This is a genomic window from Dinoroseobacter sp. S76 (assembly GCF_049801095.1).
Lineage (GTDB): Bacteria > Pseudomonadota > Alphaproteobacteria > Rhodobacterales > Rhodobacteraceae > Dinoroseobacter.
In genome coordinates, this window is the sequence record NZ_JBNAGH010000012.1 from 26,630 (window position 1) to 53,138 (window position 26,509).

Sequence of the window (26,509 nt, forward strand, 5' to 3'; positions counted from 1 at the left end):
TCACTTGGTCCCTCTCTGTTTTGCTTTTTCTTTCGTTCCAGCCAGCCACGCGGGCCAGTCATTCACGTCAATCATTCACCCCGATCACTCACGCCGCGCGCGCCACTCCTTCCAGCGCAGGACCGCATTCGCGCCGATCTCCTGCAGGGGCTGTGGGGGCAGGGCTTTTGGACGGGCCTCTGTGGTGAAATGCCGGGTGATTGCGGTCTCAGTACCCGCGGCGAGTTCGGCGGCGCCGATGCCGGTCAGGGTGCCGCGGGTCGTACCGAGCCCGTTCTGGGCGCAGCCGGAAAAAAGGCCCGGCTCCAACTCGCGCATCACCGCGACCCCGTTCCGGGTCAGGCAGAGATGCCCGGCCCAGCTGTGTTCCATCCGCATGCCCGCAAGCGCCGGGAAGCGGGCGTCGAATTTCTGCTGCATGACCCGCCGGGCGCGGTTCAGATCGCCGGGTTTGGTCTCCCGGTCCGGGCGCAAGACGGCGCAGGTCCGGGTCACGATCCGGTTGCCACCCTGGGCGGTGTCGATCCTGCGCACGGTCGTGCCCATGGGGTCCGAGGGGGTGACGCCCCAACGGCTCTGACCGCCGAGCGCGCGCAGGGCGTCGGCGTCGAGCTCTGGTGTCATGGTGGCGAAGAGAAAGATCTGCATCAGCCGACCGGCCTCAAAGCCGAAGCTTTCCAGATGGCCATTGACCGTCAGGATCACGCGGGCCGCGCTGACCGAGCCTTTCGGTGTGCGCACAATCCAGTCCGGGCCCTGCCGTGTGGCCGAGATCACCGGGCTTTGCTCATGGAGGCGCACCCCCTGCCGGGAGACCCCTGCCGCCAGCCCGCGGATGTAACCCGCTGGCTGGAGCATGACCGTGCCCGGGGTATAGAGCCCGGCTTGATAATAGGAGGAGCCCGTCAGCTCGGCCATCTGCGTGGCATCGAGCCGTTCGGACGTCTCCCCGAGCGTGGCGAGATGTGCCGCATAAGTCTCGTTGAACGCATGGGCCGCGTCGCTGGCGGCGCCGTTCACCTTCCCGGCGCGATCGAAATAGGCGCAATTGATCTGATACTCGCGCACCGCCTCGGCGGCGAACTCGATCGCATGGCGGTTGAGCGCGATCAGCGCCCGGTCATCGCCATCACCCGCATAATCCTCGGAAGCGAGGTTATGGGGGAGGTCGATCATAAAGCCGGAATTGCGCCCGGCGGCCCCTTCGGCGATCCCGCCCGCCTCGAGCAGGGTGATCTTTGCCTCGGGTTCCAGCTGCCGCAGGCGCCGTGCGGCCGAAAGCCCGGCAAACCCGGCCCCGATGATCACCACATCCGCCGTGCTCTTGCCTTCCAGCGGGGCATAATCCGGGCTCGGCCCGAGCAGCACGTTCCAGGCTGCGGGTCCCTGCGTCTTGGGACGGCATGTGACCCGCAGCGCCGTCATCCCACGACCTCCTCCGTCGTGTCGGAGAGGTCGACCCAGATCGTCTTGATCCGGGTGTATTGGTCATGGGCATGGATGCCGTTATCCCGCCCGCCAAAGCCCGAGGATTTGAAGCCGCCAAACGGGGTGGAGATATCCCCCTCGCCATAGCAGTTCACCGTGACCGTCCCGGCCTGGATCGCCCGGGCGCCGCGCAGGGCGCGTTTGATATTGCTGGTGAAGAGCGATGCGGCGAGCCCGTATTCGGTGTCATTGGCCAGCGCGAGCGCCTGATCCGCGGTCTCGACCGTGATCACCGACAGGACGGGGCCAAAGATCTCCTCCCGGGCCTGCTTTGCCTCCGGCGCAACAGCCAGAAGGGTCGGCTCCACAAAGCCATCCTCGGCCTTGCCCCCGGACAGGATCTGCGCGTCCGTACCCAGATAGGAGCAGACCTTGGAGTAGTGCTCGGGCGAAACCAGCGCGCCGATACGGGTCTCGGGGTTCAGCGGGTCGCCCATGGGCCAGTCGCGCAGATGCGCCATGATCCGAGCCAGAAGCGCGTCGCGCACCCCGGCCTGCACGATCAAGCGCGAGGTGGCAGAGCAATTCTCCCCCATGTTCCAGAAGGCCCCGTTGACTACATGGGCGGCCACGCGGTCGAGCTCTTCCGCATCGTCCAGCACCACGGCCGGGTTCTTGCCTCCGAGCTCCAGCGTCACCTCCTTGAGGTTCGACTCCGCCGCGTAGCGCAGGAAACGGCGCCCCGTCTCGGTCGAGCCCGTGAAGCTCAATGCGTCCACATCCATATGCCGGCCGAGGGGTTCGCCCACCTCGGGGCCGGTGCCCGTGACCACGTTCAGAACCCCGCGGGGCAGGCCAGCCTCCATCGCGAGCTCCGCGAGACGCAGGGCGGTGAGCGAAGTCTCTTCGGCGGGTTTGACCACGACCGAACAGCCCGCCGCGAGGGCCGGACCGATCTTCCAGGCCAGCATCAGGAGCGGGAAGTTCCAAGGCAGCACCAGCCCCACCACGCCCACCGGCTCACGCAGGACAAGGGCGATATGATCCTCCGAGGCGGGTGCGACCTGATCATAGATCTTGTCGATCAGCTCCGCATGCCAGATCAGGCAGGAAATCGCCTCGGGCACATCCACGGTCTCGCAATCGAAGATCGTCTTGCCGCTATCGAGGCTCTCCATCACGGCGAGTTCCCGGGCGTTCCGGGTCATCAGTTTGGCCAGTCGAATCAACACGGCCTTGCGCGCCGCCGGGCTTTGCCGCGACCAGCGGCCCTCGGCAAAAGCATCCCGCGCCTTTGCCACCGCGACATCCACATCCGCCGCGCCGCAGGCCGCAATCTCGGCCAGGGTGTCGCCGGTTGCGGGGTTGACGCTCGGAAAGGTCGCGCCGGAGGCCGCAGGGCGGAAACGGCCATCGATAAACGCCTGGTTCGGCAGGGAAAGCTCCGCAGCGATCGCCTTGTACTCTTCGGTTGTCAGTAACCCGGTCATTCCGCGGCCCTCACCTGCGATGTCGCCTCAATCTCGGCGACGGTCCGTTTCAAGACACGAACCACCTGTTCCAGCTCGCGCTTGTCATCCTTGGTCAGGGGGCGCAGGGGAGGGCGCGGCGGGCCCGCATGATTGCCCATCATCTCGCAGCCATGCTTGACGCATTGGATGAACTTGCCGCCCTGTTCGAGCACCCGCATCAGCGGCATCATTGCCGACATGATCCGTCGCCCCTTGTCGAAATCCCCCTCGCGGGTGCAGGCCCGCCAGAGGGCGATATGCTCGCGCGGCAGGAAGTTTGATCCGGCGCAGACCCAGCTGCGCGCGCCCCAGGCGAAGAATTCCAGCGCCTGGTCATCCATCCCGCAGGACATCTGGATATGGGGGTAGTCCCGGGCCAGCAGGTGGACCCGGTTGATATCGCCGGAGCTTTCCTTGATCGCGCAGATATTGCGGCTGCGTCCGACCCGGTCGAGAAACTCCTCGCCCATCTCGACGCCCATCCGACCGGGATAATTGTAGAGCATGATCGGCAGATCCGCCGCCCGGTCGATGGCCAGCGTGTTGAGCGCGTTCTCCCGTTCCGTGGGGACAGCGTAGGGCGGGGTGCCCACGAGCAGCGCTGCCGCGCCGATCCGGGCGGCATGTTCGGCCATGGTGATGGAATCGGGTAGACGGATCGCAACCGTCCCGATGATCAGCGGCACGCGGTCGCCGATGACATCCTTGACGAAGGCGGCCAGTTCGAGCCGCTCCTCCATGCTCTGGGCATAGTACTCCCCGGTAGAGCCGCCATTGATCAGCCCATGAACGCCCGCATCGATCAGGGTCTCGATTTGCGCGGCCAGCGCGTCATGCTGGATCTGCCCATCCGCCCCGTGGGGCGTGATCAGAGGCGTGTAAATGCCATCGAACTGCATGGCAGGTCTCACACCGGGTCGACGCCCGGCGGGCGGCCCAGGGGCATGGCCATGCTCGACGGGGTGACAAAGCTCTCGATGGCCGAGCGCGACAGCTCCCAATGGTCGATGGCAAGCTGGGCGGCCCCGGATGCGTCCCCGCGCTCGATCAGCTCGATGAACATGTCATGCTGATCGGCGGCGGTGTTGCGCTCTTCGGCCATGGCGTGGTTGCGCGGATTGTAGAAGGACATGCCGATCCGCGTGTGATCGATCAGCAGACGCCGCAGGCTGGGGGTCAGGAACTCGTTATCCGCCATGTCACCGATCACCGCGTGAAACTGCTGGTTCATCAGGGCCCGCTCGGCCACATCACCGCTCTGGATCGCTTTGCGGAACTGGCGCTGGGTCTCCTTCAACAGCAGGATCTGCGCCGGCGTGGCGTTCTCGGCAGCGAGTTGTGAGACGGCCGCATAGACCATGGGGGCCGCCATGAAAAAGTTCCGCAGCGTCTTGTGGGTCATGGGCGCGACCTGGGCCCCGCGGTTCTTGTGGAGCACCAGATACCCTTCGCCCGCGAGCTTGTTGAGCGTCTCGCGCAGGGGCGGGCGGGAAATCCCATAGGCCTTGGCCAGCTCGGATTCGTCCAGATAAGAGCCCGGCTCAAACCCCTGGGTCAGGACCTGCCGCCGGATATCCTCAAGGCAGACCGCCTTCGCGCTGATCGTTTGCTCACCCAAATGCCTGACCCTTCTGTTGCGCCCTCCGAGTCGCTGTCGACTCGTGTTGGGGCACATTCACCGATAAAATATCTATTGTCTACAGTTTGTATTATATGCTCAGATGAGCGAGCGAGGATCCCATGTCAGATGAAACACGCTTTGTTTTCGCGCTCGTTGAGGATTTCACCCATGTGGCCTTTGCCTGTGCGGTGGACCCGCTGCGCATTGCCAACCTGGTCTCGGGCAAGCCGCTCTATTCCTGGTCCTATGCCTCGCTGGACGGTGAAACCGCGCGCAGTTCCGATGGCACCGTGTTGCAAACGCACCATCGCTTTGACGCTCTGCCGCCTTGCGAGCATCTTTTCGTGCTCTCCGGTCTGAATGTGCAGAGCAGCGACACCCAGGTGTTGCGCGCCTCGCTCCGCCGGGTGGATCGGCACAGTCGTACCCAGATCGGCGGGCTCTGTTCCGGGGCCTGGATCCTTGCCGAAACCGGGTTCCTGAACGGGCGGGAGGCCGCGCTCCATTGGGAGTATCACGACAGTTTCATGGAAGAGTTCCCTGAGGTGCATCTGGTGCGGAATGTCTTTGTGCCGGATGATCGCCATATGACAGCGTCCGGGGGGACGGCGACGGCTGATCTGCTCCTGCATCTGATCGCGGAGCAGCATGGTGCGGACCTGTCGGCGGAGGTGGCTGATCAGCTGGTCTATAACGCAGTGCGCGAGGCGACGGCGAGCCAGAAGGCCTCGCTTCAATCGCGTCACGCCATGCGCAACACCCATCTGGCATCGGCCATCAAGATCATGCAGGAGAGTATTTCCGAGCCCGTGTCACCGGCCCTGATCGCCGAAGAGATCGGGATTTCCGCGCGGCAGCTCGAGCGGCTGTTCGGGAAGTACCTCAATACCTCCCCCAAGAAGTACTACATGGAGCTGCGCCTCGAGCGCGCCCGCAAGCTGCTGGTGCAGACCGAAATGTCGATCACCGAGATCGCCTTCGTCTGCGGATATGAAAGCACGGGCCATTTCTCGCGCACCTATCGCATCGCCTTCGGCGTCACCCCCATGATGCAGCGGGGCACGCTGTCCTGACGGGTAAGAATCAGCCCATTCTGCTTTGGATTTAACCGGATGGGGCGCAAGGGCTGACCCACTCAATCCTTGCCCGAGCGCTCCAAGTTTTGCAGGCTCAAAGCAGAGGAGGCAGGGCTGGCGCGCATCCGCGGATGGCCCAATCGCAAGATGTCAATCTGTGGGAGGCGTTTCATGGCATCCAAGACAGCAGACACGACGATATCATCCGAGAACGGGTCTTCGGCACCCCGGGCGCGTCCCGTCGTCAACACAGTGACGGTTGAAGATATCCGACTTTCCCTCAAGGACGGGGTCGCCGATTTTCTGGCGCGCCCGGTGATGAGCGGTTTTTTCGGGCTCTTCTACGCAGTGTTCGGCATCCTGTTCGTCTGGTGTCTGGTCTGGTTGGGCAAAACCTGGATGATCATTCCGGCAGTGATCGGGTTTCCGCTTGTGGCGCCATTCGCCTGCGCCGGGCTCTATGACATGTCACGCCGACGGCAAAGGCAGAAGGATTTCGGTTGGGCGGATATCCTCATGGTCATGGCGCAGCAGCGCAAACGAGAGATGGGCTGGATGGCCTTTGTCACCCTGTTCATCTTCTGGGTCTGGATGTACCAGTTCCGGACCGTGCTGGTGATCGTGCTTCAGGATGCGTCTTTCTCGGATCTCGACGGGTTTTTCGCCACCGTGTTCTTCACGCCCGAAGGCTGGACCTTTCTGGCGATCGGCACCTGTATTGGTGCCTTCCTGTCGGTGGTTCTGTTCTCGGTGACAGTGGTCGCGATGCCGATGCTGTTGGACCGCGAGATCGATTTCGTGACCGCCATGCTCACCTCCATCCGTTCGGTCACCGAAAACCCTCGCGTGATGCTCATCTGGGCGGTGTTGATTTTGGTCACGATGCTGGTTTCGCTGATCCCAGCTTTTCTCGCCTTGATCATCACCTTGCCGATCCTTGGTCATACGACCTGGCATCTCTACCAGAGAGCCGTGTCATGGGATGAACCATAGCCCTAGGGCGCCGGAGAACACACGGTCGCTCGCGGGCGCAAATTCATCTGTGGTCCTGGAAAGGGAAGGTGGCTGGGGTGGTAGGATTCGAACCTACGGTACACGGTACCAAAAACCGCTGCCTTACCGCTTGGCTACACCCCAACAGTGCGCGTGGAAATACGACTCCTATCCGGCCAGTGCAAGAGCCGATTGCGTTTTTTTCCGTGCGGTTCAAACGCGACGCGTCGCGGTGCGGGCTCGCGGCATCATCTGTCCTTCGGAGCAGGCCGAAATGCTAGAGACGGACCGGATTGGCCTTCGCCAGCGCGTCAAAGGCCATGAGTGTCTCGATCAGCTGACCCATCTCGCTCAACGGGATCATATTGGGGCCATCTGACGGAGCGGTGTCCGGCGTCGGATGGGTTTCGATGAAGGTCGCTGCGATCCCCAGAGAGACGGCCGCGCGGGCCATGACAGGGGCGAATTCGCGCTGTCCGCCGGAGGCGCCGCCAAGTCCGCCGGGCTGTTGCACGGAATGGGTGGCATCCATGACCACGGGATAGCCGGTTTTCATCATCTGGGGCAGGCTGCGCATATCCGCCACCAACGCGTTATAGCCAAAGGACACGCCACGCTCGGTGAGCAGGATCTTCTCGTTGCCGGTGCTTTCGACCTTGGCCACGACATTCTCCATGTCCCATGGCGCGAGGAATTGCCCTTTTTTCACGTTGATCGCCGCGCCCGTCTTGCCCGCCGCGAGTAGCAGGTCAGTTTGGCGGCACAGGAAAGCAGGGATTTGCAGCACATCGACGGCCTCGGCGGCCACTGCGCATTGGCTCACTTCGTGGACATCGGTCAGGACCGGCACATCGAGCGTTGCGCGAATCTGCGAGAGCGCGTCGAGGCCTTGCTCGAGACCCATGCCGCGCCGTCCCGATGCCGAGGTTCGGTTCGCTTTGTCATAGGAGGCCTTGAAGATGTATTGGGCACCTGCCTTGGCACAAATTTCCTTCAGGGTCCCACCGATCTCAAGACCCTGATCAAGGCTTTCCAACTGGCAGGGGCCGGAGATCACCGTGAGCGGAGCGTCGTTGCCCACGGTCAACGACCCGATTGCGATGGTTTTCATGTTGGCCCAACCTTGTTTATCCAGAAACCTGTTCCCGAAGGATTGACGCGGTGAGCGAGACCAGAAGGTAGAGACCAGCGAAGACGAGGAAGGCGAGGAAAGTATTCTCGAGCGACCGCGGATAGCTGGCTTCGTCCGGTGCAATCGGGCTCACGCTGGTCGAGAGATACCGTACTTGCCGGTTGGCCTCAATACGGGCCATTTCCAACTGCTGAAGCGACTGGCTGAGCATCAGTTGCCTTGTCTGCAGATCCGCCTCGGCGATTACCAGTTCGCCAGAGATCCGCGCCAGAGATGCGCCTTCATTGCCGCCCTGGGTCATCTGGCTGCGCAGGTCCCTGATCAGCGCGTCAAGACGCTGCACATTACCTTCCAAAATGGATACACGGCTCGGGTTCGGCTGCGCGTTTTCCAGAAGCTCCTGCAGGCGCAGTTTTTCGGTATTCATCTCGACCTCAAGGGCAGAGATTTGGGACATGAGGCTGGTCACCTCCAGATCCGCGCTCAGCACACCTCGGGCCTGCTGCAGGTCGAGCACACGGGTCTGGGCGTCGCGCACCATCGCTTCGGCGTCTTCATAGCTTTCGCGCGCGCCCTGCATCTGATCCGCGCGCAGGCGTTGGGTCAGATGGTCGACCTGCTCTTCCGCGTAGGAAAGCAGCGCTTCGGAGAATGCCTTGCTGGTTTCCGGATCCGCGGCAATCACCTCCATGCGAACAATGCCTTCGGTCGGATCGAAGCTGATCTTCACGCGTTTCTTGTAGATCGCGAAGGCGTCTTCATAACTGGCGTTGGGCTCCAATCGCTGCAGGGGATCAATGCTCTCAGAGGCGAAATGGGTGCGGAAACCCAAATCTTCGTCCAGGCGCAGCATGGCCTCGCGCGAGGTCAGGTAGCTTTGAACGGCAACCGCATCTTGCGTGGTCGCGAGCATGGTGCCCGAGAACATGCCACCCAATCCACCGGCACCGGCGGAGGGCTCAGCCTGCTGGATCACGAACTCCGAATGGGTGGCGAACATTGGTGTCGCCACCTTGAAGAAGTAGTACCCGGCAAGGAAGGTTGGCAGGAACACGAAGAGCATGACGCGGGCCGCGAGCAACAGGAATCGCTTCCGGCGACGGCTGACAATCTCCTGCTGGATCTTGCGCACTTCGCGCGCGACATCCGCCTCGGTATGGACCTGAGGCGAGGGCACTTCGGTATTCGGGATCGTGTCGGGCAGTTGAACCCGGTTCGGGTCCCGCGCCAGATCAAGGATGGTTTCTCGCGTGAAAGGGTCGATCCCCTTCTTGCGCAGCATGCGCACCGCCTCGAGATCATTTGCAGGTTCCAGACCATGACGGTTCGCCACGCGCCGGGCGATGCGCAATTGCCGCCCGGTCAGACCTTCGGCCAGGATCGCAGCATCGCTGTCCGGATCCAGCTTCTTGCCCTTGCCACCGGACTTGCCCGCCGCTTTGCCTTTCGCGGGCTTCTTCTCAGGGCTCTCAGCGGTTTTGACAGGCGTATCCTCCGACGGCGTATCCGCCTCAGGCTCAGCCGTCTCCGTCCCGCGAATGGCATCCTTCATGCTCGGCTTCAGCGCGACCCGTCGCGAAGACTTCGCGTCCGCAGACCGCATCGCGGCATCCATTTCGCTATCGGCGCGGGCCTCGGCGCCCGGATCGACCGCGACCTCAGGACGCTCGGGCGTATCGAGGGACGCGGCGACATCCTCGCGGCGGATGCGGTACTTCTTAGCTGTGGGCTTCGTAGTCATAGAGCCTCTTTGCCTCTTCGAGCGTATCGAACATGTGGAGTTTGCCATTCTGGAGCACGGCTGCAGAGCGGCAGAATTTTTCGAGTGTGCTGGCCTGGTGGGAGACGATCACGACCGTTGCCTTCTCCAGACGTTGTTTCAGCACCACGGCGGCCCGTTTGTTGAACCCCACATCGGTGGAAGCGGGCATCCCCTCGTCAATCAGATAGAAATCGAAATCGAGCGCGAGCATCAGTGAGAAGCAGAAGCGCGCGCGCATCCCCGCGCTGTAGGTTCCCACCGGCATGTCGAAATACTCTTCGATACCAGAGAGATAGCGGCAGAACGCCTCAACATAATCCGCGTCCATATGGTAGAGCGTTGCGATGTAGCGTGCATTTTCCCGTCCCGAATGCTTGCCAGTGACACCGCCCATGAAGCCAAGGGGAAAGGAGATCCGCCCATTGCGGACAACGGTGCCCTCATCGGGCTGTTCGAGCCCCGCCATCATATTGATCAGGGTCGTTTTCCCGGTACCGTTCTGGGCGAGAATGCCCATGGAACGGCCGAGATCCACCCGGAACGACGCCTGGTCGAGGATGACCTTGCGGCTTTTTCCGGTCCAGAAGGACTTACTGACCTGATCGAATTCGATCACGAGGGGGCTCCGACTTTGGGTTTGTCGTATCGATATCGGCAACAGTTTAATGAATGTTCCAGATGTTCCAGAAATTTACCTTCAATGCCATCTATATTGCGCAGAGGAGGAAATTCGGCAGGGATCCGGGGTGTTGCGGTGACTGCATTGCGTGGCTCGGTCGCAAAAACACCGCCCCGTGGAGGGCGGTATTGCAGGACCTTGAGCGGGGTTTTGTCCCCTGGCCACAGACGCTTTTGTTTCCAATTCGCGGTTCGCGGTTCGCGGTGCGCGGCTGGCGCAGACCCTCAGGCGATCATGTTCCAGATCGAGCCGGCAAGGATGGCCCCGGTCACGGCAAAGATTAGGTAAGAGGCGAAGACCCGCGGTTTGACCAGCGCCCAGACCGCGACAGCGGCGGGCACGCAGCTGACGCCGCCTGCGATCACAAAGGACATCGCTGCCCCCGGCGCCATGCCTTGCTCCAGAAGGCCGGAGACCAGCGGCACCGCTGCGTAGCCGTTCAGGTAGGCGGGCGCGCCGACGATGCTGGCGATCAGGATCGGGCCAAAGCCCTCGCCGCCGAGCAGGGTCGCGATCAGCTCCGGCGGTACATAGCGCAGCATCAGCGATTCCAGCACATAGGCCAGCAGCAGCCATTTCCCGAGGAACAGCGTGTTCTCGACAGCAACCTCGCGAAACTCCTGGCGGCGCGGGGCATCACGCCAGAAGGCCCAGACGGGACGACCCTGAAGGGCTGCCGGGCCGCTGCGGCTGCAGCAGCTGCGCGTGGGCGCAGCTTTCAACGGGTCCGCGTAGAGGGCAGTGCCCGCCAGGGCCTTGACCGAGAAGCCGCCCATCATGCCCAAAGCAACCGCCGCCACGGTCTTGGCCAACGCGAATTCGAAGCCGAGCGCGCCGGATGTGATGAAGAACATGGCCGGATCCATGAGCGGCGAGGCAAGCCAGAAGGCCATCACCGCGCTGAGCGGCGCGCCGACCGCGAGCAGGGCGGCGACAAAGGGAATGACCTCGCAGGAACAGAAGGGGGAGAGGCCGCCAAAGGCCGCCGCCATCAGGATCATCCGGGTTTCGTTGCCCTGAAAGGCCTTGGCCAGCATGCTCGTGGCCCCGGCGGCCCGCAGATAGGCGACGCTGCCAATGGCGAAAAGGATGAAGACGAGGGTCTGGCCAAAGGACGACAGCGTGTTTTCGACCACGGGGCGCAGCGCGGTTCTATCCAACAGCGCAACCGCAACCAGAGACACTAGAATCAGGCTGAGCGCCGGGTCCGGGCGAGGCAGACGTCGGCGCGGGGTCGGGCTCTGTGCCTCAGGAGGCTGTGTCGTGGTCTCGGTCATGTTCCTGGTCCGTAGAGATATCCGCGCAACATTGCGCAAGCAGGTAATCCGATAGGGCTTCGACGCGGCCATAGGCTACCCTGCAGCGCATGATCCGCCCCTCGCGCGTTTGGGTGACGACGCCAGCCTGGATCAGGGTCTTGACGTGGTGGGTCAGGGTGGAGCCGGTCACGCCCGCCCGTTCCCCCAGCACACCGATGGGCAGTCCCTCGGGACCGGCTCTCACAAGCATTTCCAGCACGCCGAGCCGCTGGGGCGCGCCGAGGGCAGCAAATGCGGCGGCGGCATCCACTCGGTTGGGGGCGGGTCGGGGTGAAGCCTCTGATACTTTCATGATTCTATAATACTAGAAATGTAGAAATATTCAACCCCCTTGGCCCAAAGCCCATCCTGCCCCATCTTGTGGCATGACCGAGTCCCAAGTGACGGAGGAGTTGCGCCGCTGTACCCTCTGTGCCGAGCGTTTTGCGGCAACCGCCTCGGGGCATAACCCCCGACCTGTGATCTGGTTCCATCCGGACGCGCGCATTCTGGTTGCCGGGCAAGCGCCGGGCTTGCGCGTGCATCTGTCGGGCAAACCTTTCACGGACCCATCCGGCGACCGCCTGCGTGACTGGATGGGCGTGTCGGAAACTGAGTTCTATGATCTCAGCAAAGTTGCGATCGTGCCCATGGCCTTCTGTTTTCCCGGCTATGACGCCAAATCTTCGGACCTGCCACCGCCCAAGATTTGCGCCAAGACCTGGCGCGCGCAAGTGCTCGACAGCCTGCCTAAGGTCCGACTGACCCTGTTGATCGGAGGCTATGCCCAAAGCTGGCATCTGGGGGCCGCAGCCAAGGGCGGGGTCACGCGCACCGTGGCGCAATGGCGCGACTTTGCGCCCGAGGTTTTCCCCTTGCCGCACCCCTCCTGGCGCAATACCGCTTGGCTCAAGAAAAACCCCTGGTTCGAGGCGGAGGTTCTGCCCGCCCTCAGAACCCGCCTGGCAGAGGTGCTTGCATGACCGATCTCAGCCCGCTCGACCATGCCCATGCGGCGATGGAGGCGGCCCCGGAGGATGACGCGGCGCGGCTCCGCTTCTATGAGCGGCTCGCGGACGCGGAACTGTTCATGCTGCTCTCGGCAGAGGCGGACGGGGATCAGGTCGCGCCGCAGCTTTTCCCGGTGGAGGGCGACAATTACGTGCTGGTGTTCGACCGTGAAGATCGGCTCACCCGTTTTGCTGAGGGGGCTGCCGAATATGCGGGTCTCTCGGGGCGGACCGTGGTGCAATTGCTGAGCGAGCAGGGGCTCGGGCTGGGCGTCAATCTCGATGTGGCGCCTTCGGCGACGCTGCTGCCGCCCGCTGCCGTGGCCTGGCTGGCCGAGACGGTCGGCGAGGACCCGGAGGAGGTTGCCGCCACCCCCGAGGAGATCCTGCCCCCCGGGGGTCTGCCGGAGGCTGTTCTGACGGCGCTCGACACCAAACTCGCGACCAGTGCCGGGCTCGCCCGGACCGCCTATCTCGCCGGTGTCCGCTATGAGGGCGGGCGCACGGGCCACCTGCTGGGCTTTCTGGGAACGGTGCCCGGGGCGGAACCCGCGTTGGCAGCCGCTGCGCGCGAGGCGTTGGTCTTTTCCGGGATCGAAGCGGGCGCGCTCGATGTGGGGTTCCTGCGGGACAGTGATCCGGTGGCGGGCGCCTTGGCGCGCCACGGTTTGCGCTTCGATCTGCCCGATGCCGAAAGCTATACTGGCCCCGCGGCCCCGGGCATGGATCCTGAACGCCCACCGCGCCTGAAATAGCGGATCAGTATCCGGCGGAGCGATCCACGAGATGGAGCAACGCCTCCCCCGCCTCGGCTCGGCGGATATTCTCGACCACCACGCGGCTCGCGGTGCTGGGCCGGGTTTCCGAGGCGATATGGGGCGTGACCGTCACCTGCGGATGGGCCCAATAGGGATGCTCCGGAGGCAGAGGCTCGGTGCGGAAGACATCGAGCGTGGCATGCCCGACTTGCCCAGTGTCCAGCGCGGCCAGCAGCGCGTCATCATCGATCAACCCGCCCCGTCCGGGATTCAGGACAACCGCGCCTTTGGCAAGTTGGGTGAGCGCGTCGGTGCTCAGAATCCCATCCGTGGCCGGGGTGTAAGGGAGGAGGAGAATGACGATCTCCGCCCCCTCCAAGGCCTTGGGCAGGTCATCGCCATGGAAGCTCTCAACACCCGGGAGGGATTTCGGACGGCGCGACCAGCCCCGCACCTGGAAGTTCAACCCGACCAGGGACGCACAGACCGCCGCCCCCAGCGCGCCGAGCCCCAGAACGGTCACGCGCCGGTCCCGGGCGAGCGGCGGTATGAACTCGAAATGCCGCCAGATGCCATCCTGAGCGGCGAGCATCTGATCCATCCCCAGATGGTGGCGCAGGACATGACCCGTGCACCACTCAACCATCCCCTCGGTCAGCCCGGTATCGACCATCCGCGTCAGCGGGATCGTCAGTGTCGGATTGCCGACCACCTCCTCCACACCGGCCCAAAGGTTCTGCACCATGCGGGCGCGGGTGAAGGGGGTGAAATCCTCCACCGGGCCATTGGGCGCGAAGATGATGTAGTCCACACCGCCCGGGTCGCTCAAATCGCAATCGAGCCGCGCCTCGATCTCGGCTTCCGCCAAGGCGGCGCGCAAAGGGGCCTCATATTGGGCCCAGCGTTGATCATTGGCCGCGAAGAGAATGCGAGGGGGCATGGGCAGTCTACCTGGGTCGGTGGATATGGGCGCTCTGGACGAGGCCGAAGGCGACGAGCAGCACGAGCATGGCCGAGCCGCCATAGCTGACCAGCGGCAGCGGGACGCCCACCACCGGGGCGAGGCCCATCACCATGGCCATGTTCACGGCAAAGAAGAAAAAGAAGGTCGCCGCAACGCCGATGATCAACAGGCTCGAGAACCGGTCCCGCGTTCGCAGGGCAGACACCAGACAGAAGGCGATGATCAGCCCGTAAAGCGCCAGCAGGGAGATGCCGCCGATAAACCCGAACTCCTCGGCGAGCGTCGTGAAGATGAAATCCGTGTGTTTCTCGGGCAGGAAGTTCAGACGGCTCTGAGTGCCTTCCATGAAACCCTTGCCCGTGACCCCGCCGGAGCCCAGGGCGATCTTCGATTGGGTGATGTGATAGCCCGCGCCGAGCGGGTCGTTTTCGGGGTTCAGGAAGGTGTCGATGCGTCGGTACTGGTAGTCCTTCAGGAGCTGCCATTCCGTCCCGCGCGAGAAGATCACTGCCGCCACAAGGCCGACCCCCGCGCAGATCACCACCGCGAAATAGAGCCAATGGACCCCGGCCGCGAACATCACCACGCCGCCGCCCGCGGTCAGCAGGATCGAGGTGCCGAGATCGGGCTGCTTCAACACCAGCGCCACGGGCACCATGATCGCGATCAGCGGCAGGATCACCCAGAGCGGCCGCGAAGTCTTTTTGACGTCGAGCACATCGTAATAGGTCGCCAGCAGCATGATCAGGGTGATCTTCATCAGCTCCGAAGGCTGCAGCCGCATGAAGCCCAGATCGATCCAGCGCTGGGCGCCCATGCCCACGACCCCGAAGAACTCCACCGCCAAGAGCAGTACGAGAGAGACGAGATAGGCCAGCACCGAGAGGTTGCGCCAGACATAGATCGGGACAAAGGCCACCACGAACATGAGCGTCATGCCGAGGGCAAAGCGCTTCATCTGCGGCTCCACCCAGGGGGTCATGGAGCCGCCCGCCACGGAATAGAGCATCAGAAAGCCGAAACAGGCCACCGCGATCAGCAGCAGAATCAGGCCCCAGTTGAGATGCAGCGCCTTGGCAAAACCCGAGGGGACGCGCTGGATCTGGGACTCAAGATAGCTCATGCGCGGCTGCGCCCTTCCGTCGGCTCAAGGCGTGGGCGCAGCTCCAGCGCGCGCTGACGCTCCTCGATCAGGTTGTGCTGATGGGCAGGATAGGCGCTGAGCGGCGGGAGCCCGTCATAGAGCGCCTGCAACAGGACATCGCGCGCGATCGGGGCCGCGGCCTTGGAGCCGCCGCCGCCATGTTCGACCACGACCGACACCGCATAGCGCGGTGCATCGAACGGGGCATAGCCCACGAACAGCGCATGGTCGCGCCGGTTCCAGGGCAGATCCGCGTTGCGGAACACCCCGCGCGCCCGTTCCTCGGCGGTGATGTTGCGGACCTGGCTGGTGCCGGTCTTGCCCGCGATGCGGTAGGCCTTCTCGGTCACGCGGCTGCCATAGGCCGTGCCCTTACGCAGGTTGCTCACCTCGTACATGGAGCGTTGGATCACCTCGAGATACCGACGGCGGATGCCGAGCGACGGCGCCTCGGGCACGGGGACAGGCGCGTTGTCGACCTTGCGCACGAGGCGGGGCATGATCTCGCGCCCCGTGGCGAGCCGCGCGGTCATCACCGCCAATTGCAGGGGCGAGGTCAGCACGAAGCCCTGACCGATACAGGCGTTGAGCGTATCGCCCACCAGCCAGTCCTCGCCGCGATTGGCGCTCTTCCATGCCTTGTCGGGGATCAGCCCCTCGGCCACGGCGGACATGGGCAGATCGAACCGCTGCCCGAGGCCAAAGCGGCGGGCCATCTCGGCGATCTTCTCGATCCCGACGCGCTGGGCGACGTCGTAGTAATAGACGTCACAGCTCTCGCGCAGGCTGTCGACCAGGTTCATCCAGCCATGGCCGCCGCGTTTCCAGCAGTGGAAGCGCCGCCGCCCGAGCTCTGTATAGCCGCCGCACCAGACCCGTTCCTCGGTGTCGATCACCCCGGCTTCGAGCGCGGCGAGCGCCGTGATCATCTTGAAGGTCGAGCCGGGCGGATAGGTGCCCTGAACGGTCTTGTCGGCCAGCGGGCGGTATTCGTCATTCAGCAGCGCGCGATAATCCGGCCCCGAGATCCCGCGCACGAATTTGTTCGGGTCAAAGCTCGGCGCCGAAGCGATGGCGCGGATATCCCCATCGGCCATGTCGAGCACCACGACCGCAGCACTCTCGCCCGCGAGGCGCGCCTCGGTGAAATTCTGCAGGGCGTGATCCAGGGTCAGCTGCACATTCGCACCGGAATTGCCCGCGTCCCGGCGCAACTCGCGCATCACGCGGCCCGCGGCGTTGACCTCGATCTGACGGGTGCCGGCGGAGCCGCGCAGGCTGCGCTCGAGCTTAGCCTCGACACCGGTCTTGCCGATCTGGAAGCGCGGGATCTGCAGCAGGGGGTCGTCATCCTGCAGCCGCTCAAGATCGTAATCGCTGACCGGGCCCACATAGCCGATGGAATGGGCGAAATCCTGGTCCAGCGGATAGATGCGGCTCAGACCGACCTCGGTCGTGATCCCGGGCAGGGCGGGGGCGTTCACGCCGATTTCGGAGAACTGCTCCCATGTCAGCCGGTCCGCGATGGTCACAGGCACAAAGGGCGAGCGGCGGCTCATTTCGCGGCGGGCACGGACAAGATCCTCTTCGGGCAGGGGCACGATATCGGTCAGCGTCTTGAGCACCGCATCCACATCGCCCGCATCCTCGCGCACGATCACCACCCGGTAATTCGGCGCGTTCCCGGCCAGCAACACGCCGTTGCGGTCATAGATCAGGCCCCGCGCCGGGGGCAGGAGGCGGATGTTGATCCGGTTTTCCTCGGCGAGGAACTGGAACTGCTCGGCCTGCTCAACCTGCAGCTCGCGCATCCGCAAGGCCAGCACGCCGAGCACTCCGGTCTGCAACCCACCGATAATCAGCCCGCGCCGCGTGATCGTGCGGACGCTGAGCTTGCTGTCTTTCTCGGATCGTTTCACTGGCGCATCCCCCGGATCCGCGGGCCATCGGTGGTGAGCGGGCGCACCCCAAGGACAAAGACACTGACTGCGACGACAAGCGGATAGATCGCGAGGGTCGTCGCCAGATGCAACAGATGCGCACCAAGGCTCGGTTGGGGCACGAAGGCCACGGCGAGCAGTACGCGCTCGGCCACCATCATCGCGGTGATCGTCCCCGCCACCATGCCGTATTCCAGAAGGAAGGGGATCTCCCCCTCCCGGTAGGCCTGGCGCCGGATCACCTCGGATCCGGCAAGGACCAGAAGCGCCCAAAGCCCGGGCGGGCGTTGGAACAGGAAATCCTCAAGCAGGACCGCCGCCACGACGAAGAGCACGGGCAGCACATCCGGCCGCCGCAGCACCCAGGCCAGCGTCACGCAGAGCACGAGATCCGGGCCCGGAAAGCGCGGCGCCTCGACCCGCAGGGGCAAAAGCGCCGTGATCAGCACCACGGCCACGATCAGGGCGAAGATACCGCGCAGGCTCCAGCGGCGGAGATCGAGCGCGCTATCCATCGGCCAAAGCCTCGAGTGCGGCGAGAGGCGGGGTGACGATGCCGTCAATCGGGGCGGCCTCGGGCAGGGGCGGGGTCGGCTGGCTGCGCAGCACGCGCAGGAATTTCAGCCGCTCATAATCCGCCGAGAGCCGCAGGCGGAACCGCCCATCCGTAGCGCGCGCCACCTGCCCGGCCAGAAGATCCGCGGGAAAGAGCCCACCATCGCCCGACGTTACGACCCGGTCGCCGGGGCGGACTTGCTCCGGCGCCTCGATGAAATCGATCAGCGGCGTGCCCGAATTGTCCCCCACCAGCATCGCACGCTGGCCCGACGGCTGCAGGATCACGGGCACACGGCTCGACGGGTCGGTCAGCAGCAGCACCCGCGCCACGGACTCGCCCGTCCCGGCGATCCGCCCCACAAGGCCCAGCCCGTCCATGGTCGCCCAGCCATCCTGCACCCCGTCCTCGGCGCCCACATTCAGGATCACCGAGCGCCGGAAGGGCGAGCCGCTATCGGCCATGACCACGCCGGTGATGAAGGTCAGCTCCGGCTCGATCCGCACGGTGTTGAGATCCTTGAGCTGGGCGTTCTCCTGCTCCAGCTGCAGAGCGGCCTCGCGCCAGGCTTTCATCTGCTGGAGCTCGCGGCGCAGCTCCTCGTTTTGCTCATAGAGGCGGGCATAGGACTGGAAGTCCTCGGCCATGCGCGACAGCCCGGTGATCGGCGCCATGGCCCAGTCAAGCCCGGGCACGACCCGCTCGACAATATCCATGCGGATCCGTTCGACCCGTGGGCTGTCGATACGCCAGAGCAGGAAGAGACCGAGCAGCCCCACAACGAGACAGCCGACCAGCACACGGCGGATCGGCTTGAAATAACTGTCGTCGTCGTTGCGGTATCGTGCCAAGGCTCCTCCTCAGCGGGCGCTGCCGCCGGGTTGCGTTAGCTTTCGTAGTCGATCGCGTGGCGCAGTTGCTTTTCGTATTCGAGCGCCTTGCCTGTGCCCAAGGCTACACAATTCAGCGACTCGTCGGCAATAGAAATGGGCAGACCCGTCTGCTCGCGCAGGGCAAGATCCAGCTCACCCAGAAGCGCGCCACCCCCGGTCAGCATGACACCGCGATCCACGATGTCCGCGGCGAGATCCGGCGGCGTCGCTTCGAGCGCGGTCATCACCGCCTCGCAGATCTGCTGGACCGGTTCGGCCAGGGCCTCGGCCACCTGGGCCTGGTTGAGCTCGGCCTCTTTCGGCACCCCGTTCAAAAGGTCGCGCCCGCGGATATGGATTGTCGCCCCGCGCCCGTCATCGGGCATGCGCGACGTTCCGATGGAGGTCTTGATGCGCTCCGCCGTTGCCTCCCCAATGAGGAGGTTCTGCTGGCGGCGCAGATAATTGATGATCGCCTCATCCATGCGGTCGCCGCCCACACGGACCGAGCGCGCGTAAACGATATCGCCGAGGCTGAGCACGGCGACTTCGGTCGTCCCGCCACCGATATCCACAACCATGGATCCGGTCGGATCGGTGATCGGCATCCCCGCACCGATGGCCGCCGCAATCGGCTCGGCGATCAGGCCCGCGCGGCGCGCACCGGCCTTGAGCACGGAATCGCGGATCGCGCGTTTCTCAACCGGGGTCGCGCCATGGGGCACGCAGACGATGATCTTGGGCTTCGAGAAGAATGTCCGGCGGTGCACCTTGCGGATGAAATGCTTGATCATCTCTTCGGCCACGTCGAAATCCGCGATCACACCCTCGCGCATGGGGCGGATGGCCTCGATGGACCCGGGCGTCCGGCCCAGCATCATCTTGGCGTCTTCGCCCACGGCCAGAACCTGCTTCTTGCCGTCCTTCACATGATAGGCCACCACGGAGGGCTCATTCAGGATGATGCCCTTGCCTTTGACATAGACCAGCGTGTTCGCTGTCCCGAGGTCGATCGCCATATCCGTTGAAAAGAGCGAAAAGCCACCTGCCATTGCCCGCCTACCCCACGTCTAGAATCCTTGGCACAGACTCGGGCGCGCCGAGGTGCACGTCTTAATGACCGCTGCACCGCAGCGGGTAAAGACCCATTCCCCCAGCCTATGGCAGCTTTCCGCCATCAGGCCAAGGCGGGGATGCAGGGTCTTGACGGGGGCCGGGAGGGCCCGCCGCCGCGTTTTATCCGCCCGGTCAGCTCACATCCTTATAGGAGACCTCGCGCCGGTCGCTGCCTTCGGGCGTCTTTTCGCGCCGCACCAGGAGCCGGTTCAGGGCCTGCACATAGGCTTTGGCCGAGGCCACAACCGTGTCCGTATCCGCCGCCTGACCGGAGACGATGCGCCCCTCCTCCTCCAGCCGGACGGTAACCGTGGCCTGGGCGTCGGTGCCCTCGGTGACTGCATGCACCTGATAAAGCTGCAGCCGCGCCCCATGGGGGAACAACGTCTTGACCGCGTTGAAGGTCGCATCCACCGGGCCGTCGCCCTGTGCGGTGGTCTGGGTGTCGGTGCCATCCACGGTCAGGGTCAGGTCCGCCGATTGTGGCGCTTCGGTCCCGCAGATCACGCGCAGGAACTTGACCTGCAGACGCTCCCGCGCAGGGTCGGTGCTGGCCTCGCCCATCAGGGCGACCAGATCCTCGTCATAGACCTCTTTCTTGCGGTCGGCCAAAGCCTTGAAGCGGACAAAGACATCCTTGAGCTGGTTGTCGCCCAGCTCATAACCCAGATCGGACAGCTTGGCGCGCAGGGCCGCGCGGCCGGAATGCTTGCCCATGACCAGATTGGTCTCGCTGAGGCCGATATCCTCGGGGCGCATGATCTCGAAGGTCTCGGCGTTCTTCAACATGCCGTCCTGGTGGATGCCGCTCTCATGGGCGAAGGCGTTCTTGCCGACAATCGCTTTGTTGAACTGCACTGCAAAGCCCGAGACCGAGGCGACCCGGCGCGAGATGTTCATGATCTTCTGGGTGTCGATGCCGGTTTGGTAGGGCATGATGTCGTTGCGCACGCGCAGGGCCATGACGACCTCTTCCAGCGCGGTATTGCCTGCACGCTCGCCCAAGCCGTTGATCGTGCATTCGATCTGGCGCGCGCCCGCATCCACGGCGGCCAAGGCGTTGGCGGTCGCCATGCCCAGATCGTTATGGCAATGGGTGGCGAACGTCACGTCCCCCGCGCCAGGGATGTCACCGATCAGTCGCGCGATCAGGTCCGCGCTCTCCCGCGGGGCGGTATAGCCCACGGTGTCGGGGATGTTGATCGTGGTGGCGCCTGCCTTGATCGCGATCTCGATCACCCGGCAGAGATAGTCATACTCCGTGCGCGTGGCGTCCATGGGCGACCATTGGATATTGTCGCAGAGGTTGCGCGCATGGGTGACCGTGTCGTGGATCCGGTCCGCCATCTCGTCCATGGTCAGGTTCGGAATGGCGCGGTGCAGGGGCGAAGTGCCGATAAAGGTGTGGATCCGGGGCTGGCGGGCATGGCGCACGGCTTCCCAGCAGCGGTCGATATCCTTGAAATTCGCCCGGGCCAGCCCGCAGATCACCGAATTCTGGGCGTTCTTGGCAATCGCGCTCACCGCGGCGAAGTCGCCATCGGAGGCGATTGGGAAACCCGCCTCGATGATATCGACGCCCATCTCGTCGAGCAGACCGGCAATCTCCAGCTTCTCGTCATGGGTCATGGTCGCGCCCGGGCTTTGCTCGCCGTCGCGCAAGGTCGTGTCGAAAATCAACACGCGGTCCTGTTTCGTCTTGTCGGTCATGGGATGTCTCTTGGATTAGCCGTTTATGTCTGTCGCGAATGGCGCGGCGGATACCTCTGAGCGGTCGCGCCGAACGGCACGCTCAGAGGCGGCTAAGAAGGAGGAGACGTGCAGCATCGCGCGCGCCGATCAGGGCGCGCGGCAAAATCGTGTCAGAGGCGGATTGCAGCGTCATGGGCCCCTTTATACGGGCGGCTCCGCGAATTCCAAGCTGGAAATCATGCAGGCCGATGGCAGCGGTTCACCGAAGGACCCGATATCGGTCGGGCTGTAATCGAAGACGGCGATCAGCCCGCCCTCGTCAAAGGCCACATAGATCTGCGTGCCTTCGGCGTTGATCGACACACCCTCTGCGTCATTGCCCGCAAATTGCAGGGAGGTCACGGAGCGCAGCACGCCATCGGAGTTGAACTCAAAAAGGCTATCCGAGGCATCCGCGTCATCGACGACGAGGATCGTCCCATGGACCGGATCCTGGGTGATGCCCTGCGGTTCCATGAGCTGCGGGCTTTGCATATAGCCGATCAGCCGGCGCACGGTGGTGCCATCCTGCCGGATCTGCACGATCTCGGCCGCGGTGTCATCGGCGACCCAGTAATCCGAGCTGGTATTGTCCACATAGAGCCCGTCCGTGTCGCGCAGGGTCAGGGACAGGCGGAACGCCTCGCCCAGAGCCTTTCCTTCGCGAGAGACCCGTTGATAAAGGCCCGATCCATCGGAAATCAGCAGGTGATCCCCCTCGACCGCGACCGCATCGACACGGTGCAAGGGCGCTTCGAAGCTGCGCACCTCGTTGCCCCAGAGGTCGATCAGCCGGACTGTACCGGTTTCGTTGGCGACCCAGAGGCCACAGAAATTGCGATCATAGGCGAGGCCCGAGGGGCCGTCGGACGGGAAACTTCTCAGAAGATGTAGCTCAATCGCGGACGCAGGAGCCCCAAGCAGCAGGGATGCGAGCGCGGCAATGAATAGTCTGGTCATTCGTCAGTCTCACTCTACATTACCTCCCTCAGCCGTGCGAAAAGGCTAACCCTAAAACCTTAATAAAAGCCCTCGGCAGATTGCCGCTGCGACCTAAGTGTCACGCCCATGACAAGGAGAGCAGCTATGGCGCCGCGCGCTTTGATCCTCGGGAGCTCGGGCGGACTCGGCACGGCTCTCGCGGAAAATCTCGGAAAAACACACGAAATCATTGGCTTGTCACGGAGTGGCACGGGGCTCGACGTCACGGACGCTGCAGCGGTCGATGCCCAGCTCGGCGCGCTGGAGGGGGTGTTCGACCGGGTAATTGTGGCGACCGGTGCTCTCGAAGTCGCCGGCTCTGCGCCGGAAAAGTCCCTGCGCGACCTCACGCCGCAGGCCCTTTTGGACCAGTTTTCTGTCAACGCGATGGGCCCGGCGCTGGTCTTGCGGCACGCGCAAAGGCTGCTGCCGAAGGACCGGCCATCGGTCTTTGCGGTGCTCTCCGCGCGGGTGGGTTCGATCGGGGATAACCGGCTCGGAGGGTGGTACAGCTACCGCGCGGCGAAGGCGGCGGTGAACCAGCTTGTTCACACGGCAGCCATTGAAATCGCGCGTACGCATCGGGTGGCGGCGGTGGTCTCGCTCCATCCGGGCACGGTCGCGACGCCGTTCACCGCCAAGTATCTCGGCCGCCACCCTGCGGTCCCTCCGGCGGAAGCGGCGGCCAATCTCGTGCGGGTCGTGGACGGGCTCAGCGCCGCAGATACGGGCCGGTTCTTCGACTGGTCCGGGGCGGAGGTGCCGTGGTGAGCGCGCCGCGTCTGATCCTGATCCTCGGCGATCAGCTCTCGCCTGATATCGCGGCGCTCTCCGAGGCGGACCCTGCACGCGATGTGGTGGTGATGGCGGAGGTGCAGAATGAGGCCTCTTACGTGCCGCATCACCCCAAGAAAATCGCCTTTCTCTTTGCAGCCATGCGGAAGTTCGCGGCGCGCCTGCGGGAGCAGGGCTGGACCGTCACCTATACAACTCTGGATGATCCGGAGAACACACACTCCATTCCCGGTGAGCTCCTGCGCCGGGCCGCGCAGGTCGGTGCGACGGAGGTCATCGCCACGGAGCCCGGCGAATGGCGTCTGATCGCGGCGCTGGAGGATTGTCCGCTGCCGGTTCACCAGATGCCCGACACAAGGTTTCTCGCCAGCCATGCGGAGTTCGATGCCTGGGCGGAGGGGCGCAAGCAGCTCCGGATGGAGTATTTCTACCGCGAGATGCGGCGCAAAACCGGCTACCTGATGGAGGGCGACAAGCCCGAGGGCGGCAAGTGGAACTACGATCACGACAACCGCAAGCCCGCGCCGGAGGATGTCGCCTTTGAAGGACCTCTCCGCTTCACCCCCGACGCGATCACCGAAGAAGTGCTCGATCTGGTCGCGGCGCTGTTTGGCGAGAACTTCGGCACCCTGCGGCCGTTCTGGTTCGCGACCGACGGGGATCAGGCGCAGGAGGCGCTCGACCACTTCATTCAGCACGCTCTGCCGAAATTCGGCGACTATCAGGATGCGATGCTGTCGGAAAACCGGTTCCTCTACCACGCGGTGATCTCGCAATATATCAATGCGGGTCTGCTGGATTGGCGCGCCGCCTGTGACGCGGCGGAGGCGGCCTATCGCACGGGGCACGCGCCGCTCAACGCGGTGGAGGGGTTCATTCGCCAGATCATCGGCTGGCGGGAATACATGCGCGGGATCTATTTCTGGGAGGGGCCGGACTATACCCAGCGGAACGCGCTGGGCCATGATCGAGCCTTGCCGTCCTTCTACTGGGATGCCGACACCGACATGCATTGCCTTTCGCAGGCCGTCGCCCAGACCCGGGATGAGGCCTATGCCCACCACATCCAGCGGCTCATGGTGACCGGGAATTTCGCCCTCCTTGCCGGGATCAACCCGGCTGAGGTGCATGAATGGTATCTCGCGGTTTATGCGGATGCCTATGAATGGGTCGAGGCGCCGAACGTCATCGGGATGAGCCAGTTCGCCGATGGCGGGGTGCTGGGCTCGAAGCCTTATGTCTCCAGCGGCGCCTATATCGACCGCATGTCGAATTACTGCAAAAGCTGCGCCTACAAGGTGAAGCAGAAGACGGGGGAGGGGGCCTGCCCGTTCAACCTGCTCTACTGGCAGTTCCTGATCCGGCACCGCGAGAGTTTCGCAAACAATCCGCGGATGGCGCAGATGTATCGAACGTTCGACCGGATGGACGAGACGCGCCGCGAGACCGTGCTCGCCGAGGCCGAGGGCCTGCTCGCCCGGCTCGACCGGGGGGAGCGGATCTAGGCGGAGTTACTCGGTCGGCGTTGCGTCGTCATCCTGCGCCTCGGGCGTGGTCCCGCCATTGCGCAGGAGCGCGCCATTCTGCCACTCGCCGGATTCGACCTGTCCGCCCACATAGGTCAGCGTGCCCTGGCCGGAGCGTTTGCCGCCCTCAAATGTGCCCACATAGACATCGCCATTGGCATAGGTCGCGCGGCCAAACCCGTTGATCTCGCCGCCGGTCCAGTTGCCCTCGTAGCGGAACCCGTCCGCCAGAACGACCACGCCCTCGCCTTCGCGCATTCCGCCCTGGAACGCGCCGCTATAGACCGAGCCATCGGGATAGGTGGCCGTGCCTTCGCCCTCTTTCTCGCCGGCCACCCAATCGCCCGTATAGCTGTAGCCATTGGGGTAGGTGATCGTGCCGGTCCCATCGGTGAGCGCGTTGCGGAATTGCCCTTCATAGACGATGCCATTGGCGTAGCGCGCGACCCCGTCGCCCTCGATCACGCCCGCCACCCAGGTGCCCGCATAGGTCGAGCCGTCCGGATAGGTGATCTCCCCCGCGCCATGGGGCTTTTCATCCACGAAGCTGCCCACATAACGGGAGCCATCGGGATAGACGACGCTGCCCTCGCCCTCGATCTTGCCCGCTACCCAATTTCCTTCGTAGCGATAGCCATCGGGGCCTTCAAAGACGCCCTGCCCGTTGCGCTGGTCGTCGGCGAAGCTGCCCGTATAGCGCAGCCCGCTGGCATAGATCATGGTGCCTTCGCCCTGCAGCAACCCGTTGACCAGGGTGCCTTCGTAGATGTCCCCATTGGGCTGGATCAGACGGCCCTGACCGTTGAACTGGCCATCGAGCCATGCGCCGTCATAGTCGAGCCCGTCGGGTCGGGTCAGCCGCCCGGAGCCCGTACGCTCCCCCGCGACCACATCGCCCTCATAGACCGCCCCATCCGCATAGGTGATGCGCGCACGGCCCTGCATGGCGCCATCGACCCATTCGCCGTCATAGATATAGCCATCCGCGGCCTCCATCCGGCCCTGACCGTGCTGACGTCCGTTCAGAAAGGATCCGGTATAAAGCGCTCCATCGGCATAGCTCGCCGTGCCCTCGCCCGTCATCCGGCCATCGACCCAGGCCCCTTCAAACGTGGCGCCATCGGGATAGGTGATGCGGCCCTGACCCTCGGGCTTGCCCTTCACAAAGCTGCCCACATAGACCGAGCCGTTGGGAAAGCGCGCCTCGCCCTGCCCCCGGATCTCGCCACGGGCCCATTCGCCCGTATAGACATAGCCATTTGGGAGCGTGTAGGTGCCCACCCCATCCTGCAGCCCGTCCACGAAGGTCCCCTCATAGATCCCACCATCATCGAACTGCTTCACGATGGCGCCGTCCTGTGCGCTGACCGGGTTGACCAGGGCGATCGCGAGGCTGGCGCTGAGCGCGATCCGGCGCAGGGGGAGGAGGGGCAGAGGGGTCTGTGGCATCGGTCGCATCCTGTCGGGTCTCGCACCGCGAAATGCGGCAGGTCTCTCGTTGGGCAAAAGGCTACTGGACCGCCCGGCAGGGAGCAATGGGCTAGGCGGAGGCCCGCGCCTGCGCAGCGAGCCTTTCGCCCGGCGGTGGACCTGCTACAAACGCCCCAATGGCGAAG

The 26,509-nt window shown here is 64.1% G+C and carries 24 protein-coding genes and 1 tRNA gene; 6 read left to right on the top strand and 19 right to left on the bottom strand.

Going from position 1 to position 26,509, the window contains the following annotated elements; all coding sequences use genetic code 11:
* Positions 1-84: 84 nt before the first annotated feature.
* Genes ACP153_RS20505 through ACP153_RS20520 form a run of 4 tightly spaced genes read right to left on the bottom strand, consistent with a single transcriptional unit; the run spans position 85 to position 4,557 of the window.
* Complete coding sequence (locus ACP153_RS20505; RefSeq protein WP_424972879.1) at positions 85-1,425, bottom strand: NAD(P)/FAD-dependent oxidoreductase; 1,341 nt, start codon at positions 1,423-1,425, stop codon at positions 85-87.
* Positions 1,422-2,918 (bottom strand): aldehyde dehydrogenase, encoded by a 1,497-nt coding sequence (locus ACP153_RS20510; RefSeq protein ID WP_424972880.1) that lies wholly within the window; start codon positions 2,916-2,918, stop codon positions 1,422-1,424. Before ACP153_RS20510 ends, ACP153_RS20505 begins: the two co-directional genes overlap by 4 nt.
* A complete protein-coding gene (locus ACP153_RS20515; RefSeq protein WP_424972881.1) occupies positions 2,915-3,838 on the bottom strand; it encodes a dihydrodipicolinate synthase family protein in 924 nt (307 codons plus the stop codon). Before ACP153_RS20515 ends, ACP153_RS20510 begins: the two co-directional genes overlap by 4 nt.
* 8 nt (positions 3,839-3,846) lie before the next feature.
* Positions 3,847-4,557, bottom strand: coding sequence for a GntR family transcriptional regulator (locus tag ACP153_RS20520; RefSeq protein ID WP_424972882.1), 711 nt, complete (start codon positions 4,555-4,557; stop codon positions 3,847-3,849).
* A 122-nt stretch (positions 4,558-4,679) separates the two neighbouring features.
* On the opposite strand from ACP153_RS20520, the gene ACP153_RS20525 reads away from it, so the two are divergent.
* Together ACP153_RS20525 and ACP153_RS20530 are read left to right on the top strand one after the other, a co-directional pair.
* Complete coding sequence (locus ACP153_RS20525) at positions 4,680-5,633, top strand: GlxA family transcriptional regulator (protein ID WP_424972883.1); 954 nt, start codon at positions 4,680-4,682, stop codon at positions 5,631-5,633.
* Positions 5,634-5,807: 174 nt separating this feature from the next.
* A complete protein-coding gene (locus tag ACP153_RS20530) occupies positions 5,808-6,629 on the top strand; it encodes a DUF2189 domain-containing protein (protein ID WP_424972884.1) in 822 nt (273 codons plus the stop codon).
* Positions 6,630-6,698: 69 nt separating this feature from the next.
* On the opposite strand, the gene ACP153_RS20535 is transcribed toward ACP153_RS20530, so the two are convergent.
* The 6 genes from ACP153_RS20535 to ACP153_RS20560 all read right to left on the bottom strand — a co-directional run bounded on the left by ACP153_RS20535 (position 6,699) and on the right by ACP153_RS20560 (position 11,813).
* Positions 6,699-6,773: transfer RNA gene (locus ACP153_RS20535), tRNA-Gln, on the bottom strand.
* A gap of 133 nt (positions 6,774-6,906) precedes the next feature.
* Positions 6,907-7,740, bottom strand: a complete 834-nt coding sequence (kdsA, locus tag ACP153_RS20540) for a 3-deoxy-8-phosphooctulonate synthase (RefSeq protein WP_424972885.1) — start codon at positions 7,738-7,740, stop codon at positions 6,907-6,909.
* A gap of 16 nt (positions 7,741-7,756) precedes the next feature.
* Positions 7,757-9,502: a capsule biosynthesis protein gene (locus ACP153_RS20545; protein WP_424972886.1), complete on the bottom strand. Its 1,746-nt coding sequence runs from the start codon at positions 9,500-9,502 to the stop codon at positions 7,757-7,759.
* Entirely contained in the window at positions 9,480-10,139 is a 660-nt protein-coding gene (locus ACP153_RS20550) for an ABC transporter ATP-binding protein (RefSeq protein ID WP_424972887.1), read from the bottom strand. The genes ACP153_RS20545 and ACP153_RS20550 overlap by 23 nt, the downstream gene beginning before the upstream one ends.
* A gap of 287 nt (positions 10,140-10,426) precedes the next feature.
* The gene (locus ACP153_RS20555) at positions 10,427-11,479 is read right to left on the bottom strand and encodes a permease (protein WP_424972888.1); all 1,053 of its coding nucleotides are present in this window, start codon (positions 11,477-11,479) and stop codon (positions 10,427-10,429) included.
* Complete coding sequence (locus ACP153_RS20560) at positions 11,451-11,813, bottom strand: ArsR/SmtB family transcription factor (protein WP_424972889.1); 363 nt, start codon at positions 11,811-11,813, stop codon at positions 11,451-11,453. Before ACP153_RS20560 ends, ACP153_RS20555 begins: the two co-directional genes overlap by 29 nt.
* 73 nt (positions 11,814-11,886) lie before the next feature.
* On the opposite strand from ACP153_RS20560, the gene ACP153_RS20565 reads away from it, so the two are divergent.
* A complete protein-coding gene (locus ACP153_RS20565; RefSeq protein WP_424972890.1) occupies positions 11,887-12,483 on the top strand; it encodes a uracil-DNA glycosylase family protein in 597 nt (198 codons plus the stop codon).
* Positions 12,480-13,265 (top strand): SseB family protein, encoded by a 786-nt coding sequence (locus ACP153_RS20570; protein WP_424972891.1) that lies wholly within the window; start codon positions 12,480-12,482, stop codon positions 13,263-13,265. Before ACP153_RS20565 ends, ACP153_RS20570 begins: the two co-directional genes overlap by 4 nt.
* A gap of 4 nt (positions 13,266-13,269) precedes the next feature.
* Here ACP153_RS20570 and ACP153_RS20575 read toward each other — a convergent pair whose 3' ends face one another.
* The 8 genes from ACP153_RS20575 to ACP153_RS20610 form a co-directional block, all read right to left on the bottom strand.
* Positions 13,270-14,208 (bottom strand): 2-hydroxyacid dehydrogenase, encoded by a 939-nt coding sequence (locus ACP153_RS20575; protein ID WP_424972892.1) that lies wholly within the window; start codon positions 14,206-14,208, stop codon positions 13,270-13,272.
* Positions 14,209-14,215: 7 nt separating this feature from the next.
* Entirely contained in the window at positions 14,216-15,355 is a 1,140-nt protein-coding gene (rodA, locus tag ACP153_RS20580; protein WP_424972893.1) for a rod shape-determining protein RodA, read from the bottom strand.
* Entirely contained in the window at positions 15,352-17,295 is a 1,944-nt protein-coding gene (mrdA, locus tag ACP153_RS20585) for a penicillin-binding protein 2 (protein ID WP_424972894.1), read from the bottom strand. Before mrdA ends, rodA begins: the two co-directional genes overlap by 4 nt.
* Entirely contained in the window at positions 17,292-17,831 is a 540-nt protein-coding gene (locus tag ACP153_RS20590; protein WP_424972895.1) for a rod shape-determining protein MreD, read from the bottom strand. Before ACP153_RS20590 ends, mrdA begins: the two co-directional genes overlap by 4 nt.
* Entirely contained in the window at positions 17,824-18,723 is a 900-nt protein-coding gene (mreC, locus tag ACP153_RS20595) for a rod shape-determining protein MreC (RefSeq protein WP_424965372.1), read from the bottom strand. The genes ACP153_RS20590 and mreC overlap by 8 nt, the downstream gene beginning before the upstream one ends.
* 35 nt (positions 18,724-18,758) lie before the next feature.
* Positions 18,759-19,796 (bottom strand): rod shape-determining protein, encoded by a 1,038-nt coding sequence (locus tag ACP153_RS20600; RefSeq protein ID WP_424965371.1) that lies wholly within the window; start codon positions 19,794-19,796, stop codon positions 18,759-18,761.
* A gap of 196 nt (positions 19,797-19,992) precedes the next feature.
* Complete coding sequence (locus tag ACP153_RS20605; RefSeq protein ID WP_424972896.1) at positions 19,993-21,570, bottom strand: 2-isopropylmalate synthase; 1,578 nt, start codon at positions 21,568-21,570, stop codon at positions 19,993-19,995.
* Positions 21,571-21,753: 183 nt separating this feature from the next.
* Positions 21,754-22,551 carry a hypothetical protein gene (locus ACP153_RS20610; RefSeq protein WP_424972897.1) on the bottom strand — a complete coding sequence of 266 codons (798 nt, stop codon included), beginning with the start codon at positions 22,549-22,551 and terminating at the stop codon, positions 21,754-21,756.
* Positions 22,552-22,677: 126 nt separating this feature from the next.
* On the opposite strand from ACP153_RS20610, the gene ACP153_RS20615 reads away from it, so the two are divergent.
* Positions 22,678-23,343 (top strand): SDR family oxidoreductase, encoded by a 666-nt coding sequence (locus tag ACP153_RS20615; RefSeq protein ID WP_424972898.1) that lies wholly within the window; start codon positions 22,678-22,680, stop codon positions 23,341-23,343.
* Positions 23,340-24,872, top strand: a complete 1,533-nt coding sequence (locus ACP153_RS20620; protein WP_424972899.1) for a cryptochrome/photolyase family protein — start codon at positions 23,340-23,342, stop codon at positions 24,870-24,872. The genes ACP153_RS20615 and ACP153_RS20620 overlap by 4 nt, the downstream gene beginning before the upstream one ends.
* Positions 24,873-24,878: 6 nt before the next feature.
* Here ACP153_RS20620 and ACP153_RS20625 read toward each other — a convergent pair whose 3' ends face one another.
* Positions 24,879-26,342 carry an MORN repeat-containing protein gene (locus tag ACP153_RS20625; protein ID WP_424972900.1) on the bottom strand — a complete coding sequence of 488 codons (1,464 nt, stop codon included), beginning with the start codon at positions 26,340-26,342 and terminating at the stop codon, positions 24,879-24,881.
* Positions 26,343-26,509: the final 167 nt, after the last annotated feature.

Coding starts and splice junctions, on each gene's coding strand:
- ACP153_RS20590 (WP_424972895.1), bottom strand. CDS start 17,831: ATGGATAGCGCGCTCGATCTCCGCCGCTGGAGCCTGCGCGGTATCTTC.
- ACP153_RS20600 (WP_424965371.1), bottom strand. CDS start 19,796: ATGGCAGGTGGCTTTTCGCTCTTTTCAACGGATATGGCGATCGACCTC.
- ACP153_RS20545 (WP_424972886.1), bottom strand. CDS start 9,502: ATGACTACGAAGCCCACAGCTAAGAAGTACCGCATCCGCCGCGAGGAT.
- ACP153_RS20570 (WP_424972891.1), top strand. CDS start 12,480: ATGACCGATCTCAGCCCGCTCGACCATGCCCATGCGGCGATGGAGGCG.
- ACP153_RS20530 (WP_424972884.1), top strand. CDS start 5,808: ATGGCATCCAAGACAGCAGACACGACGATATCATCCGAGAACGGGTCT.
- ACP153_RS20610 (WP_424972897.1), bottom strand. CDS start 22,551: ATGACCAGACTATTCATTGCCGCGCTCGCATCCCTGCTGCTTGGGGCT.
- ACP153_RS20515 (WP_424972881.1), bottom strand. CDS start 3,838: ATGCAGTTCGATGGCATTTACACGCCTCTGATCACGCCCCACGGGGCG.
- ACP153_RS20625 (WP_424972900.1), bottom strand. CDS start 26,342: ATGCCACAGACCCCTCTGCCCCTCCTCCCCCTGCGCCGGATCGCGCTC.
- ACP153_RS20555 (WP_424972888.1), bottom strand. CDS start 11,479: ATGACCGAGACCACGACACAGCCTCCTGAGGCACAGAGCCCGACCCCG.
- ACP153_RS20615 (WP_424972898.1), top strand. CDS start 22,678: ATGGCGCCGCGCGCTTTGATCCTCGGGAGCTCGGGCGGACTCGGCACG.
- ACP153_RS20525 (WP_424972883.1), top strand. CDS start 4,680: ATGTCAGATGAAACACGCTTTGTTTTCGCGCTCGTTGAGGATTTCACC.
- ACP153_RS20560 (WP_424972889.1), bottom strand. CDS start 11,813: ATGAAAGTATCAGAGGCTTCACCCCGACCCGCCCCCAACCGAGTGGAT.
- rodA (WP_424972893.1), bottom strand. CDS start 15,355: ATGAGCTATCTTGAGTCCCAGATCCAGCGCGTCCCCTCGGGTTTTGCC.
- ACP153_RS20505 (WP_424972879.1), bottom strand. CDS start 1,425: ATGACGGCGCTGCGGGTCACATGCCGTCCCAAGACGCAGGGACCCGCA.
- ACP153_RS20575 (WP_424972892.1), bottom strand. CDS start 14,208: ATGCCCCCTCGCATTCTCTTCGCGGCCAATGATCAACGCTGGGCCCAA.
- ACP153_RS20565 (WP_424972890.1), top strand. CDS start 11,887: ATGACCGAGTCCCAAGTGACGGAGGAGTTGCGCCGCTGTACCCTCTGT.
- kdsA (WP_424972885.1), bottom strand. CDS start 7,740: ATGAAAACCATCGCAATCGGGTCGTTGACCGTGGGCAACGACGCTCCG.
- ACP153_RS20605 (WP_424972896.1), bottom strand. CDS start 21,570: ATGACCGACAAGACGAAACAGGACCGCGTGTTGATTTTCGACACGACC.
- ACP153_RS20510 (WP_424972880.1), bottom strand. CDS start 2,918: ATGACCGGGTTACTGACAACCGAAGAGTACAAGGCGATCGCTGCGGAG.